The following is a 13,859-nucleotide window of genomic DNA, read 5'->3' on the forward strand; positions in this document are numbered from 1 at the left end:
TGGCAAAGGTGCCGGAAATGCCCTTTACGCCTTTAAAAGGCTCCGGGGCGTTTTGAGTAGCGCAACCAGAAACGTTTTTTAAGACACAGTCAGGTAAGGTCTGTTCGATCTCCGCGCGGTGTTGGATGTGAAATGACGATAAATTCGATTGCGGAATCCGTGTCATTTCTGGCCTGATGCTTTGACCCAGGGGGGATCTCGATGCCCTGCTGAGCGACAATTCGATGCGCTTTTCCTTCCAGCTCCATGGTCAACACACCATCCAGAACGAAAAAAAACTGTCTGGATACCGAATGGTAGTGTCGCTTTTCACATGTTTCCGGCGGCATCTTTTCGTGAATAATCAGCATGTCTTGCCGGTTTACCAGATACCAGCCATCGCACTTATCACCCCATACATAATGCTCAGCATTAGCCTTAGAAATCATTGGTTTTTACCTGTTGACCGCGTAAGAATTCTAAACCTGATGCGTTGTTATACTTTGAGAGCTCTTTGATTCGCAACAGCGATGTTATGTTTGATGCGGCTCTATCTGCAGATGTAAGAAAGCCGCTGGGTAGCGGCCTTTTATAAACGTATCGTGATTCGGTTTCGGTAAAGTTACTCACTCTCTGAGATTTCATACTCTCTGGCGATCGCGCTGGTTTCTCTTCCCCAGACCGAAGCCCTGGTTCTTTTCTGATGGGCGTCAAAAGTAGCCTGGTTTGTAAAAAGCTCTTCGACGGTCCAGACCAGGGGGTCTGCTGTTTCAGTAACCTCAAATGATACGCATCCGGTTTCTTTCCTGGTTAGTTGCTTGTGTTCAGGAAGGTACTGGCGAACAAGATCCGCTTCTTCTGCACTTTTACACACCAAACGACCCGTCAGCTTAATCATTATCATCCTGCTATTTTCATGCGGTTTTATCGAGTATCCCAGCGACGAAGTTACACCAAACCGTTGAGGAAAAGAAACCGATCAGAAGCGGGCCTGACCGCCTCCTGTGCTGGCAGAAGTCCCGACCGATTCAGCGCCGGGACCTTGCTGCAACGGGCCCGTTCCCCCGGGCACCGTCTTTTTAGCACCTGTAATGTCAGACTTGAGCCAATGCGCGGGGGTCCCCCTGCGGATAACCGTTATTCTGCGGCTTTTACTTCCGCGTATTTTTTATTTTCCGGATGTATCCTGAACCAGATGGCATACATAGCAGGCAGGAAAACCAGCGTAATAATGGTTCCGGCAAAGGTTCCGCCAATCAGCGTGCAGGCGAGCGTTCCCCAGAAAACCGAGTGCGTGAGCGGTATAAAGGCCAGGATGGCGGCCATCGCCGTTAGTACAACGGGACGGGCACGCTGAATAGTGGCTTCGACAACGGACTCAAAAGGCGTCAGCCCTTCATGCTCATTGTGATGGATCTGCCCTATCAGGATTAATGTGTTGCGCATCAGAATCCCCGACAGGGCGATCAGCCCGACCAGCGCATTTATCCCGAACGGCTGATTGAACAGCAGCAGCGTCGGTACCACACCAATCAGCCCCAGCGGCGCCGTCAGAAACACCATCACCATCGCTGACATTGACCGCACCTGCAGAATGATAATCAGAAGCGTAATGGCAATCATGATCGGGAACAGCGGCGCCATCGCCTTAGTCGCTTTACCCGACTCCTCAATTGGCCCCCCCTGCTCAATGCGGTATCCGGCCGGAAGCTTAGCGATAACAGGCTGTAATTTTTTCAGGATTGTCGTGGAAACATCGGGTGGCTGCATGCTGTCTGAAATATCGCCCCGTACGGTAATCGTCGGGGTTCGATCGCGACGCCGCAGTACGGGATCTTCCATTCTTATCTCAACGTCGCCTGTCTGAGACAGCGGAATGCGCTGGCCTGATGATCCCACCAGGGTAAATCCAGCTATCCTTGCAGGATCGAGCCTGATATCGCCGGCTGCACGCCCCATCACCTCTACAGAACGGATATCTTCGCGAACGGATGTCACAGGTACGCCAGAGAGCAGAAACCGGAGCTGCTGCGCAACGACATTAGACGTCAGTCCTACAGCCTGGAGACGATCCTGATTCAGCGAGAAGTGCAGCGTCGGCACGCGTTGCCCCCAGTCGGTATTGACGGTCCTCATATCAGGACTGGCCAGCATAACCGCCTCTACTTCGCCCGCTATTTCACGCAGTTTATCCGGATCAGGTCCCATGACCCGCCAGGCAACCGGATAAGGTGAATAGGGGCCAAAAACCAGCTGTGTTACGCGGACGCGTGCTTCAGGAGCGAGTCCGCTGGCTGCAGCCTCACGCAGCCGGTGCTTGAGAACATCCCGGGCATCCTGACTCTCTGTCAGAACAACAATCTTTGCAAAAGAGGGATCGGGAAGCTCAGGCGCCATTGCCAGATAGAAACGGGGTGAGCCCTGTCCAATGTAAGAGGTGACGATTTTTGCCTCTTTCTGCTTTTTCAGCCACTCCTCGATTTTCGCCGTGGTTTTGCTGGTCTGCTCAATTGAGGTGCCGTAAGGCATCTGAACCTCAATCAAAACCTCCGGACGATCTGATGTCGGAAAGAACTGTTTCTTTACCAGCCCCATGCCGAGAATAGCCACGGTGAAGATGATGATGACCGTCGCGGCGACTAACCATTTTCGTGCAATAACGTGCGCAATTAACCGGCGAAAACGATTGTAGCGCGGGGTATCGTAAATTGTGGTGTGGCCACCTGATACGGTTTTGATTTCTGGCAGAATTTTTACGCCAAGATAGGGCGTGAACACTACGGCTACTACCCACGACGCTATCAGGGCGATACCGACAATCCAGAACATGTTACTGGTATACTCACCGGCGGTAGACTGTGCAAAGCCGTTAGGCATAAACCCCACCACCGTCACCAGTGTTCCAGCCAGCATCGGGGCGGCAGTATGACTCCATGCATAGGCGGAAGCTTTGATGCGATCGTAGCCCTCCTCCATTTTTACCACCATCATCTCAATCGCAATGATGGCATCATCCACCAGAAGCCCCAGAGCCAGGATCAGTGACCCCAGAGTGATACGGTCAAAGTTTTTACCTGATGCCTCCATGACCATGAAAACCACCGCCAGCGTCAGCGGCACCGCAGCAGCCACCACCACGCCCACCCGCCAGCCCATGCTGATAAAGCAGACCACCATGACCACAAGCAGCGCAACGAAGAACTTAAGCATAAATTCATCGACGGCTGAGCTGATGTTAACCGACTGGTCGGTGACTTTCGTCAGCGTCATACCCAGCGGCATGGATGCGTTGATACTGGCCGCTTCCGCATCCAGCGATTTCCCCAGCTCAAGGCCGTTCCATCCCTCACGCATGATAATTCCCAGCAGCAGAGCGGGTTCACCCTGATTACGGATGAGAAACGTAGCGGGATCCTCATAGCCTCGTTCAACGGTGGCAATGTCCGACAGCAGCAGCGTTCTGCCACCGATCACAATCGGCGTTTTACGAATCTGCTCAAGTTTGCTGAACGCCCCGTCAAGGCGAATAAATACCTGTGGGCCCTGGGTGTCAATGGAGCCTGCCGGCGTCAGGGCATTCTGGTTATTGAGCGCTGCGAATATCTCCTGGGGAGAAACGCCCAGCGTGGCCAGCCGGTCATGAGAGAAGGAAACAAAGATGCGTTCGGTCTGCTCACCAATGATATTGACCTTTTTCACACCCGGCACATGAAGAAGCCGCTGGCGCAGTGATTCTGCATCGCGTACCAGTAAACGCTGAGGCTCTCCTTTCGCTTTTAAAGCGAAGAGGGAAAAAGTGACGTCCGAAAACTCGTCATTGATCATCGGTCCGATGACGCCTGCAGGCAGATTTTTTGCCTCATCACCCAGCTTTTTACGGGCCTGATAGAACGCTTCCTGCACCTGTGAGGGTGGCGTGCTGTCCTGCAGCGATAGCAGGGTGAATGCCATTCCCGGACGGGTATACGTTTCAGTACGGTCGTACCACTTTAGCTCCTGCAATCGCTTTTCCAGCGGTTCAGCAACCTGATCCTGCATTTCCTGTGCCGTCGCACCCGGCCATGCGGTAATAATCGTCATCTGTTTGACGGTAAAAGGCGGATCTTCTGCCCGCCCCAGCGCAAAAAAAGAGAGGATGCCTGTGACCGTAATCAGAATGATCAGAAACAGCGTAATTGAGCGTTCACGGACGGCAAGCGCAGAGAGATTGAAACGGGAATTACTCATGCGGCTGGCCTCCGGCAATGCTGCCATCACCCTGACGTGCCACGCGGACGGTTTCACCGTCATGCAGCAGGTGAGCGCCAAGCGCAACCACTTCTTCGCCAGCACTGAGCCCACTGGTCACTCTGGCGTTATCGTCGCTGATACCTTCTACCTGCACAGCCCGCCGGGTTACACGTGCAGATCGCTCTTCAATTACCCAAACGCTCGCGCCTTTACCCTGATCAAACAGTGCAGTTATGGGTACCTGCATGACCTTACCTGAAGCTTTTGCATCGGCAATACGCAGCGTGACCGTGGCGCCCAGCGGTGCGTCAGCCAGCGCCCCTTCCAGCACATATCGCGCTTCAAAAGTACGGCTTAATGGATCGGCGGCATCGGAAAGTACGCGAAGCCGGGCGCTGACAGACTGATTTCCATCACCGTACAAGGTCGCTTCAGCCTGACTTCCGGATGCTGGCCTGAGCGTTTCGGGCAAATGAACAAGCGCTTCACGTTGTCCCGCCCGGGCAAGCCTGACCACCGGCTGACCTGCGCTGACAACCTGACCCGGCTCAGCGAGCGTTTCCACAACGACGCCATCCGAATCTGCCAGCAGAACAGCATAGCTTTTAGCATTTTGCGCCACGTCAGCCTGTGCCTTTGCCGCGCTGAGGTCGGCTTTAGCGGAGTCCGCCGCGGCCTTGATCTGATCGTAAGCTGACGCTGAAACAGCACCCGTCGCCACCAGCCCCCGGTAACGCGCTTCATCCAGAGAAGTTTGTCTGGCGCGGGCGCGGGCAGCGTTAACGGCCTGCTGCTGAGCCTGTGCCAGGAGGCCGAGATCGGCAGGATCAAGGCGCATCAGCGGCTGCCCGCGTTTCACCGTCTGGCCCGTATCCACCAGACGCTCAAGGATTTTTCCCTGTACCCGAAAGCCAGAGTCGCTCTGAGTGCGCGCAACAACCACGCCGGTGAATGAACGGAGAGTATTATCAGCATCAGCCACGTTTACAGCCCTTACAAGAGGCGGCTGCGTACGTGGATCGTTTGTGCCAGCGTTGTCACCGCAAGCCGCCAAGGCCAGCGGTAACAGGCAGACAGCAAGACCAGCGGGTGTGATCCTGAACATGCGTTACCTGGTTACATTGAAAAGAAAGTAACCGCATTCTTATTCTTGTGACCGTAAATGTCAACGGTCACTAATCAGGGTGAAAGGCTTCTCAGGATAAGCGATGAGAGCAGCACCGCAGCAGACTCCGCGGTATCAAGGTTGTACTGCAGCTGAACCGGGCTGATATAGGGCCTCATCACCATAAACACCGCCAGCGTAGCTTCGTCCAGAGGGGTTTTCCGTTCAAACTCTCCGGCAGCACGCCCTTCAAGAATGATATTTTCTATGAGTTGCCGGAGGCGTTCTTCATGCAGCGCCGCCGATGGCCATCTGTCGCGGGCGGCCACAGCGGCGATGTCATACAGCTTTCGATCGTGAAAGAACAGATCGCTGCCGGACCGGGTCAGCGCTTTGAGCATCTGCCTCATTTTTTCAGATGCCGTTGCGGCATCGGCAATGGCTGCATTAACGATATCCATGATCATACTCAGGCGATTGGAGCAGATCTGCTCGCCAATAGCCTGTTTAGAATCGAAAAATTTGTAGATATAGGCTTTAGAAAATCCTATCGCTTTGGCCAGATCGGATACGGTTGTTTTCTCATAACCATAATGGCCGAAGTGCTCTGTCGCGGCTGCGACCACCTGATCGCGGATAGCATGCTCTGAAGGTCCCCTGCCGGGGTGATTGATCATTTGTTTATTCATTTTTTTAGCTTAACTTAACCATCACTGATTGACAACGAGTGACCAATTTGTAATAAAGTCACGAATTAGGAGTGCTTCAGGGAATAGCAACAGCCCTCTCACATTTCACTGCACGGGTGTTTAGCACCGGTTATCCCGCTTGCAGAACAGTATATTACTGAGCCTGCCGTGCTGAAGATAAATCTGACTTTGCCAGTCTGACCGCTATTACCCGGCCTGAGCAGAGGATATGAAAAAATGCCGGAAAAGATCGTTTCAGGTGGTTGCAGCTGCTGTCTTAACAGGCGTGAAGGATTTTGCCAGGCCGTGTTGTGCACGTACCTGACAAATCAGAATTTCAGTTAGCAGCAGAAAATGCGGGGTAATTTTCAGGTGTAATAAGCTGGTAAGGCACCCAGTTAAGCGTCTCTGCTTTCTGCTTATTCAGCAATGCTTTTACCACCTGAACTGAGCCGGTGGCCTGCCCTCTGGCATCCTGAAATATAGTCAGCGCCATTTTGCCGTTTTTGATGAACTGCTGACCATCAGGTGTTCCGTCAATGCCGGCAACAAGAATTTTTTCGTTCTTTGCCTGACTCAGAGCCATGATGGCGCCTATGGCCATTTCATCATTATTGGCGGCGATAGCGTCAATCGGACGCTGGTTCAGCAGCCAGCCTGAAACAACGTCTACGGCTTCATTGCGCTGCCATTTTGCCGTCTGCTTTTCAATGACTTTCATATCCTTATATTTGGCTATGACTGCTTCTGCGGCACGGGTCCGTTCGCGCGCTTCTTCATTTGACAGCGCCCCCATCAGAATAGCTACGTTACCTTTGTAATTCATTTTTTTAGCCAGGGCCTCCATCTGCATTTCGCCGCCCAGCGCCGAATCTGAACCAACATAGGCCATACCGGCAGGCAGTTTCACTTCAGGCTTGCGGTTAACGAAGACCAGCGGAATACCGGCGCTTTTTGCCGCGTTTATCATCGGCAATACACCCTGGGTATCGACCGGATTCAGGATGATAGCGTCCACACCCTGATTGATAAAATCATCCACCTGCTGAACCTGCAGCGCCACATCCCCTTTTGCATCAACAAACTGTCCGTTGAGCTGGTTTGCTTTAAGCTCCTGCTGCATCCGGGTACGCAGGATAGAGACAAAATTAAGGTCAAAGTTAGCCAGCGCCACACCCACGGTGAAAGTTTTGGCGTTCACGCCCACGCTGAGCGCCAGCGAAAACAGGCAAAGCAGAAAGTTTCTGATATTCATAATCTATTCCTGTAGGGGTTAAGGTCGTTTTTTTGGAAATAGTTACCGTCGGGTAACAGGCAAATACCCGACGGACAACGCTTACAACATAAAGTGGTCCCGGAACTGCTGAAGCGCCGTTGTGCTGTCACCGCTTGCCCAGCCCTCCAGCGCAACGGTTCCGTGATAGTTCATCTCCTGCAGCGTGCGAGCGATGGCGCGATAGTTGATTTCACCTGTACCGGGCTGCTGACGACCCGGTACATCAGCCACCTGAATCTCGCCGATTGCCGGACCACAGCGCCGCAGCAGCGCGATCAGATTGCCTTCACCGATTTGTGCATGGTAGAGATCCAGATTCATTTTCAGCGCCGGGCTGCTGACCGCCTCCACCAGCGCCAGCGTATCGGCCGCAAGGGCAAACGGCGTGCCCGGATGGTCAACCGGTAAATTGAGATTTTCGAGTGTGAATACCCGTCCGGCGCGCTCGCCGAGCTGCGCCACGCGCCGCAGCGTATCTGCGGCCTGCAGCCACATTGCGCCGGTCACTGTGGTTACAGGTTTAACCGGCAGACCTCGCTCATCAAGGCCGGTACCGTGCAGATTGAGTACCGGGCAGTTGAGCCGTTCAGCCACTGCCAGCGAGAGTTCAGCGCTCTGAAGCAGCTGCTGGATCTCTGCCTCATCAGTTAAATTACCGCTCAGATAGCCGGTCATTGAGGTAAAGCGCGCGCCGGTCGCTGCCAGCGCCTCAATGTCCTTATTCGCCCATCCCCAGATTTCGACACCAAAACCGAGCTCGTGAATACGTTTTACGCGCTCAATAAATGGCAGCTCAGGAAATACCATTTCAGCGCAGACGGAAAGCTGATAACCGGCCATCAGCAATCTCCCAGCCTGACGGGCTGATTACGCTGAACTGACTCAATACAGGCCAGCGCGATCTCCAGCGCATTGCGTGCATCTTCACCGGTGGCGCGGGGCGTCTCACCGCTGCGGATGCAGCGGGCAAACTCGCTCATTTCCGCAACGTATGCTTCCCGCAGCAGGTCTGAGTCCAGACGCGATGTATCAACTTCAATGCCGCTGGCGGTGTAGCGTACGCAGTGATTGGCATTAATATGACCCGCCTGCAGCATGCCTTTGCTGCCAAACACCTCACCGCGTACGTCATAGCCATACACCGCCTGAAAGTTAGCCTCAGCGATGGCAATAGCGCCATTATCGAAGCGAATCGTCACCACCGAGGTATCCAGCAGCCCCTTATCTTTGAAATCCGGACGCACCAGCGCATCAGCCAGCGCGTACACTTCAACCGGCTTCGCGCCGTGATTGAAATGCAGCAGCGTGTCGAAGTCGTGAATAAGCGTTTCAAGGAAAATGGTCCATTGCGGGATCGGTGCCGGATCGTTCAGACCAGGGTCACGTGTGACCGAGCGGCTGAGTTGAGTGGTGCCGTTCTCACCGTTTTTTACGGCTGCAATTGCCGCCGCAAATCCGGAGTCAAAGCGACGGTTGAAGCCCACCTGTAACACCACGCCTGCCTGCTTCACCGCGGCAATCGCGCGGTCTGCCTCTTCCAGCGTAACGGCCATGGGTTTTTCACAAAAAACATGCTTACCGGCATTCGCCGCAGCAATCACCCATTCGGCATGAGTGCGTGCCGGCGCGGCGATAGCGATGGCATCAATCTCTGTATCCTGCAGAAGCGCATGCAAATCGCTGTACGCTTTGCTGACGCCCAGACGACTTGCCAGTTTTTCTGCGGCGCCCGGAAAGGGATCGGCAACGGCCGCAAGAGTGGCGCCGGGTACACGATACGCCAGGTTTTCAGCATGGAAGCTGCCCATGCGCCCTGCGCCAATTAACCCTACACGGACTGTTTGCTGGTTCATAAAGACTCCTTGTTATTTCGCTTTTGCCCACGCGGGCGAAGAGGGTTTTTGATCGTGTCGCTGCGCCTGTCCGGCGAAACGACGGGATTTGGAAAGCATCAGCGGCTCGATATGCTCAAGAGAAACGCCCCGGGTTTCCGGTAAAAACCGGCGAACAAACCAGAACGCCACCAGGCATCCCACCGCGCACAACATCAGCGGGAAAGCGCCGTGGAAGTTATCCATCAGCACCCGGCTGCGGTTCATCATGGGGAAGCTCTGGGTAACGATAAAATTTGCGAGGTACATGGAGGCAAACGCAAAGCCCATCGCCACTGCACGGATACGGTTTGGAAAGATTTCAGAGATAAGCAGCCAGGCGCCGAGGCTCCATGACATGCCAAAAATAAGGATGAAAGCGACAAGACCCGCTATCGGCAGGAGCCCGCCCGCCTCAGTGATAAATGCCCAGGCTGTAAACATCAGACAGAATGCACATCCGAGCGCTCCCCAGCGCAGCAGCGGCGTCCGTCCTGTGCGGTCAATGGTGCTCAGGCAAATCGCCACGCCTGCCAGAAGCGCCAGGCCAAGGAAAATACTCTGAAACAGGGAGGCCTGCGTACTGGCAGTAATATTTTGCAGCAGCGACGGTGCGTAATAGAGAAGGATGTTGATACCGGATATCTGTTGCAACACGGCAATGGCGCAGCCAATCAGCAGAATGTAGCGGACGCGTGCATCACGCAGGATGCTGCGCTGGCCGGGGGAGGCATTGTCGTGCTGGCTGGCCGCCAGGATCTCCTGCAGCAGTCGTTCAGCATGCTGCGCATTTGACAGGCGGGTCAGCACCTCACGGGCGTGCTCTGTTTTGCCATTAAGCGCCAGCCAGCGCGGCGACTCCGGCATAAAGGGCACCAGCAGCAGGAACAGGGCGCAGGGTATCACGCCAGAGGCCAGCATCCAGCGCCAGCCTTCACTGACAATCCACTGATGCGGCATACCGCGCGCAATCAGGTAGTTAACGATATAGACCGCTACCTGTCCGCCGACCATCAGCATCTGCTGCAGGCCGAGCATGCGCCCGCGTAAATCTTTGGGTGATACCTCTGCAATGTATAAGGGCGTAATGGCCGACGCCATTCCTACCGCCAGACCGCCCAGCAGCCGCCAGACAACAAACCCGGTCAGAGAACTGGCCAGCGCTGAACCTATTGCTGAGAGCACAAAGAGGATGGCGGTCACGATCAGCGTGCGTTTGCGCCCGATACGATCGGACATAAAACCCACACCCCACGCACCAGCGATACACCCGATAATGACATTTGACACCGCCCAGCCGCTTTCCCACGGCGTTAATGCCAGATGCTCGGTCAGCGGATCGATCACGCCGGAGATTACCGAAGCGTCATAACCCAGAATCACACCGCTGAGCGAGGCAATGGAACAGATATACAAAATCAGGCGTAAATTATGTTTGCGCATAGCGGCTTAATTTCCTTCTGCAGTCGGGATCATGAAGTTGAATCTCCTGTTGCAAAGCCAATGCCAACAAAAACCCGCCTGATTTTGTGAGGATCCGCACAGCTATAGCTCACAAAGTGGAAACAAAATTTACATGTCAACTTAACATGTCAATAAAATGGACATTTCATAGAGCGGGGGGAATGTTCGTGAAACAGCAGCGGTTATTAAGAGATGAGAGCGATGCGATTTTCAGCCTGCCAGACAGAGCAGACGCTGACAGTTGGGACGCATTGTTATGGCAGAGCTGGCAGCGTTTTATTCAGGGTGAACAACCGCCAGCGGTACGGCGTAGCATTCTGCAGTCATGGCAGCGTTCGCAACAGCGGGCTATCGATCCCTGCAGCTTTATCTATACTGCTCCGCCAGCGAGTGAGCTGAACGCCATTCTTGAACATAATGCCGAACTGATTCTGGTCGCGCGCAGTATTATGGAAAATCTGCTGGCTTATAATCCGGACGGCCATATCAACCTCACTGATGCGCATGGCGTCACGCTGCATTATTGCGGCGCCGATCTGACCCCGGTCGGCAGTATTCTGCGCGAAGAGGTATTGGGGACTAACTGCACTGCGCGATGCCTGATCGAACAACGACTGGTCTACGTGCTGAGCGGAGAGAACTGGAAACTCGATCTGCGCAGACGCAGCCGACAATGTGCGGCAGCACCCGTCCGCGATGCCGGCGGGCAACTGATCGGTGTGCTTACTCTCACCGCCACGCCAGATAACTTCAACGCGCATACGCTTGGCACGGTGCAGGCGGCAGCGGACGCTGTCGGGCAACAGCTGACGCTGCGCCGTCTGCTGGCAGAACAGCAGTCCATCCTGGAAACGCTGAATGAGGGGGTGATTGTCTGCGATAAACAGGGCCGTATTAAGACACTCAACCGTTATGCACGCCAGATTTTCAGCGATCCTGACCCGCAGGATACACCAATTGATGCTCTGCTAAAGCCGCAGGGTGGATCGCTGCTGACCATGCCTTTCTGTAATGACCGTGAACTGCAGTTTATGCCGGAAGGCGTTCCCGCCTTCTCCTGCCTGATTTCCCTGATGCCGGCACCGGATGGCGGACGCGTGTTATCTCTGCGTGAAAATCAGCGCATCCGTGCTATCACCCGCCGGATGATGGGCGTAAGTGCCAGTTACACCTTTGAGATGATCCGCGGGCACGCCCCTTGCCTGCAGCAGGCAATTCAGAAAGCGCGTACCAGCAGCCGCACTGACAGTACGGTGCTGCTCAGCGGTGAAAGCGGGACCGGCAAAGAGCTGTTTGCTCAGGCCATTCATAACGCCAGCCCGCGGCGGCAGGAGGCATTTATTGCTATCAACTGCGGCGCCCTGCCGCGCGATCTGGTACAGAGTGAACTGTTTGGTTACGCAGATGGCGCCTTCACAGGTTCACGTCGTGGTGGTTCCGCAGGCAAGTTTGAACTGGCGGACGGTGGCACTCTGTTTCTGGATGAGATCGGCGAGATGCCGCTTGAGGCACAAACCAGTCTGCTGCGCGTGCTGCAGGAGAACGAAGTTCAGCGTATCGGGGCGGCGCAGCCAGTAAAAGTCAACGTGCGGATTATTGCGGCAACACATTGCAATCTGCTCGAAGCCGCAGAGAAAGGCGCTTTCCGGCGCGATCTTTATTATCGCCTGAATGTGATCTCATTAAATATTCCACCGCTGCGTGAGCGCCGCGAAGACATTCCGGAGCTCGTTAACGCATTCATTCGGGCACTGTGCGCGCGTCTGAAACGCACGCCTCCTGTGGTCATGTCTGACGCGATGACGGACCTGCAGTCCCGGGAGTGGCCAGGCAATGTGCGTGAGCTGGAAAATGTCGTCGAACGCCTGGTCAACTTATGTGAAGGCTTAGAGATTACCTGTGCAGATCTACCCGACTCGCTGCAGGAGATGACCGCCGCTTATGTGAGTGGGGAGGCGCTTTCCTCGCTGCAGAATCTGGAACGCGCGCACATTATTCAGGTGTTAGAAGAACAGAAGGGAAACCTGCGTCAGTCTGCACAACAGCTGGGGATCTCCCGGACAGCGCTTTATAACAAGCTTAATGCGTGGCAGGTTGATTATCGCGCACTCAGAAAACGTCCTCACTGAGCGCAGCGGACGAGAGAAGTTTCGTTCCCGACAGGCCTGCAGGATGCATTGCAGGCCCTGAATACATTTTTAACTGAAGCCCGGTTTTTAAATCACGTTAATCACAACTTTCCCGAATGCACCCTGTTCCAGGTGTTCCAGCGCCTCCGGCAGCTGGTCGAATGAATAACTCTTATCGATAACCGGCTTTAAGTTAATCTCATCAACGGCCCTGACAAAATTTTCAAGGGCCCGACGATGCCCTACCCCAATGCCCTGCAGCGTCGGAGATTTCAGCAGAAGCAGAGCGCCGGATGCAGAAACATCGTGCGTGTCCATCATGCCAATCAGCGAGATACGACCGTGCGAAGCCACTGCGCGAACTGAATCGGCAACATTGCGCCCTCCGACCGTATCGATAACGTGATCTATTCCCCTTTCACTGGTCAGGCGGTATACGGCCTCCACCCAGTCCTCTTTCTTCCGGTTAATCCCGCGATCTGCGCCCAGCATTTTTGCGGCTGCAAGCTTCTCATCGCTGGATGAGGTGACAAACACCTGCGCCCCCATGGCTTTTGCAATCTGCAGTGCAAATAGCGACACGCCACCCGTCCCCTGAACCAGCACGCTTTCACCGGCGCGCAGGCCGCCACGTTCAACCAGGGCAACCCAGGCCGTCAGGCCTGCACAAACCAATGTGCTGGCTTCAGCATCAGTAAGCGTCCGGGGCGCGCGAACAAGCCACTCCTCATTCATGACCACATACTCAGCCATTACGCCCTGAAGAGCATAGCCGAGCGAGTTGTATTCAGGGTTTTTAGCATTATTGACTGGGCGACCCTCGATCCACTCTGCATTGAAAGATGAAATAACTCGATCGCCTGCGCTGAAACGGGTAGCCCCCGTCCCCACGGCTTCAACTACACCCGCCATATCAGACCCTGGTGTGAGCGGCATCGTCATCTCATTACCCATTTTTCCTTCGATAATGGCGTTATCGCGGAAGTTCAAAGAGAGGGCCTCTACACGCACCAGCACTTCATACGGGCCTGGCTGAGGGATATCTGTGTGCGTGAGCTTCAGGTTCTGACGCCCTGTTTTGTCCAGGCTCCAGCATTTCATTAAGCGTTTCATTGC

11 protein-coding genes are annotated in these 13,859 nt (G+C 54.6%); 1 reads left to right on the top strand and 10 read right to left on the bottom strand.

Features of this window, described 5'->3' with window-relative positions; all coding sequences use genetic code 11:
- Positions 1 to 89 precede the first annotated feature (89 nt).
- The 9 genes from B4M48_RS04830 to B4M48_RS04870 form a co-directional block, all read right to left on the bottom strand.
- Complete coding sequence (locus B4M48_RS04830; RefSeq protein ID WP_071668158.1) at positions 90 to 428, bottom strand: cupin domain-containing protein; 339 nt, start codon at positions 426 to 428, stop codon at positions 90 to 92.
- 173 nt (positions 429 to 601) lie between these two features.
- Complete coding sequence (locus B4M48_RS04835) at positions 602 to 877, bottom strand: putative quinol monooxygenase (protein WP_071668157.1); 276 nt, start codon at positions 875 to 877, stop codon at positions 602 to 604.
- Between the two features lie 239 nt (positions 878 to 1,116).
- Complete coding sequence (locus tag B4M48_RS04840) at positions 1,117 to 4,206, bottom strand: efflux RND transporter permease subunit (protein ID WP_250341371.1); 3,090 nt, start codon at positions 4,204 to 4,206, stop codon at positions 1,117 to 1,119.
- Positions 4,199 to 5,314, bottom strand: a complete 1,116-nt coding sequence (locus B4M48_RS04845; protein WP_071668155.1) for an efflux RND transporter periplasmic adaptor subunit — start codon at positions 5,312 to 5,314, stop codon at positions 4,199 to 4,201. The genes B4M48_RS04840 and B4M48_RS04845 overlap by 8 nt, the downstream gene beginning before the upstream one ends.
- A gap of 74 nt (positions 5,315 to 5,388) precedes the next feature.
- Complete coding sequence (locus tag B4M48_RS04850) at positions 5,389 to 5,991, bottom strand: TetR/AcrR family transcriptional regulator (protein WP_371328700.1); 603 nt, start codon at positions 5,989 to 5,991, stop codon at positions 5,389 to 5,391.
- 349 nt (positions 5,992 to 6,340) lie between these two features.
- Positions 6,341 to 7,258 (bottom strand): substrate-binding domain-containing protein, encoded by a 918-nt coding sequence (locus B4M48_RS04855; protein ID WP_286876562.1) that lies wholly within the window; start codon positions 7,256 to 7,258, stop codon positions 6,341 to 6,343.
- Between the two features lie 81 nt (positions 7,259 to 7,339).
- Positions 7,340 to 8,119 carry a TIM barrel protein gene (locus tag B4M48_RS04860; RefSeq protein WP_071668193.1) on the bottom strand — a complete coding sequence of 260 codons (780 nt, stop codon included), beginning with the start codon at positions 8,117 to 8,119 and terminating at the stop codon, positions 7,340 to 7,342.
- The gene (locus tag B4M48_RS04865; RefSeq protein ID WP_288656135.1) at positions 8,119 to 9,132 is read right to left on the bottom strand and encodes a Gfo/Idh/MocA family oxidoreductase; all 1,014 of its coding nucleotides are present in this window, start codon (positions 9,130 to 9,132) and stop codon (positions 8,119 to 8,121) included. The genes B4M48_RS04860 and B4M48_RS04865 overlap by 1 nt, the downstream gene beginning before the upstream one ends.
- Positions 9,133 to 9,144: 12 nt before the next feature.
- Positions 9,145 to 10,593 (bottom strand): sugar porter family MFS transporter, encoded by a 1,449-nt coding sequence (locus B4M48_RS04870; RefSeq protein ID WP_071668151.1) that lies wholly within the window; start codon positions 10,591 to 10,593, stop codon positions 9,145 to 9,147.
- A gap of 182 nt (positions 10,594 to 10,775) precedes the next feature.
- Here B4M48_RS04870 and B4M48_RS04875 point away from each other — a divergent pair, with 182 nt between their 5' ends.
- Positions 10,776 to 12,743 (top strand): sigma-54-dependent Fis family transcriptional regulator, encoded by a 1,968-nt coding sequence (locus B4M48_RS04875; protein ID WP_250341376.1) that lies wholly within the window; start codon positions 10,776 to 10,778, stop codon positions 12,741 to 12,743.
- An 87-nt stretch (positions 12,744 to 12,830) separates the two neighbouring features.
- On the opposite strand, the gene B4M48_RS04880 is transcribed toward B4M48_RS04875, so the two are convergent.
- The gene (locus B4M48_RS04880; RefSeq protein ID WP_071668149.1) at positions 12,831 to 13,856 is read right to left on the bottom strand and encodes a zinc-dependent alcohol dehydrogenase family protein; all 1,026 of its coding nucleotides are present in this window, start codon (positions 13,854 to 13,856) and stop codon (positions 12,831 to 12,833) included.
- Positions 13,857 to 13,859 lie beyond the last annotated feature (3 nt).

The organism is Pantoea sp. UBA6567 (genome assembly GCF_002434165.1).
In the GTDB taxonomy this organism is placed as follows: Bacteria; Pseudomonadota; Gammaproteobacteria; order Enterobacterales; family Enterobacteriaceae; genus Pantoea; species Pantoea eucrina.

What these genes read in the sequence shown, in the direction of transcription:
- B4M48_RS04830 (WP_071668158.1), bottom strand. Translation starts at nt 428, where the DNA reads ATGATTTCTAAGGCTAATGCTGAGCATTATGTATGGGGTGATAAGTGC.
- B4M48_RS04835 (WP_071668157.1), bottom strand. Translation starts at nt 877, where the DNA reads ATGATTAAGCTGACGGGTCGTTTGGTGTGTAAAAGTGCAGAAGAAGCG.
- B4M48_RS04840 (WP_250341371.1), bottom strand. Translation starts at nt 4,206, where the DNA reads ATGAGTAATTCCCGTTTCAATCTCTCTGCGCTTGCCGTCCGTGAACGC.
- B4M48_RS04845 (WP_071668155.1), bottom strand. Translation starts at nt 5,314, where the DNA reads ATGTTCAGGATCACACCCGCTGGTCTTGCTGTCTGCCTGTTACCGCTG.
- B4M48_RS04850 (WP_371328700.1), bottom strand. Translation starts at nt 5,991, where the DNA reads ATGATCAATCACCCCGGCAGGGGACCTTCAGAGCATGCTATCCGCGAT.
- B4M48_RS04855 (WP_286876562.1), bottom strand. Translation starts at nt 7,258, where the DNA reads ATGAATATCAGAAACTTTCTGCTTTGCCTGTTTTCGCTGGCGCTCAGC.
- B4M48_RS04860 (WP_071668193.1), bottom strand. Translation starts at nt 8,119, where the DNA reads ATGGCCGGTTATCAGCTTTCCGTCTGCGCTGAAATGGTATTTCCTGAG.
- B4M48_RS04865 (WP_288656135.1), bottom strand. Translation starts at nt 9,132, where the DNA reads ATGAACCAGCAAACAGTCCGTGTAGGGTTAATTGGCGCAGGGCGCATG.
- B4M48_RS04870 (WP_071668151.1), bottom strand. Translation starts at nt 10,593, where the DNA reads ATGCGCAAACATAATTTACGCCTGATTTTGTATATCTGTTCCATTGCC.
- B4M48_RS04875 (WP_250341376.1), top strand. Translation starts at nt 10,776, where the DNA reads ATGTTCGTGAAACAGCAGCGGTTATTAAGAGATGAGAGCGATGCGATT.
- B4M48_RS04880 (WP_071668149.1), bottom strand. Translation starts at nt 13,856, where the DNA reads ATGAAACGCTTAATGAAATGCTGGAGCCTGGACAAAACAGGGCGTCAG.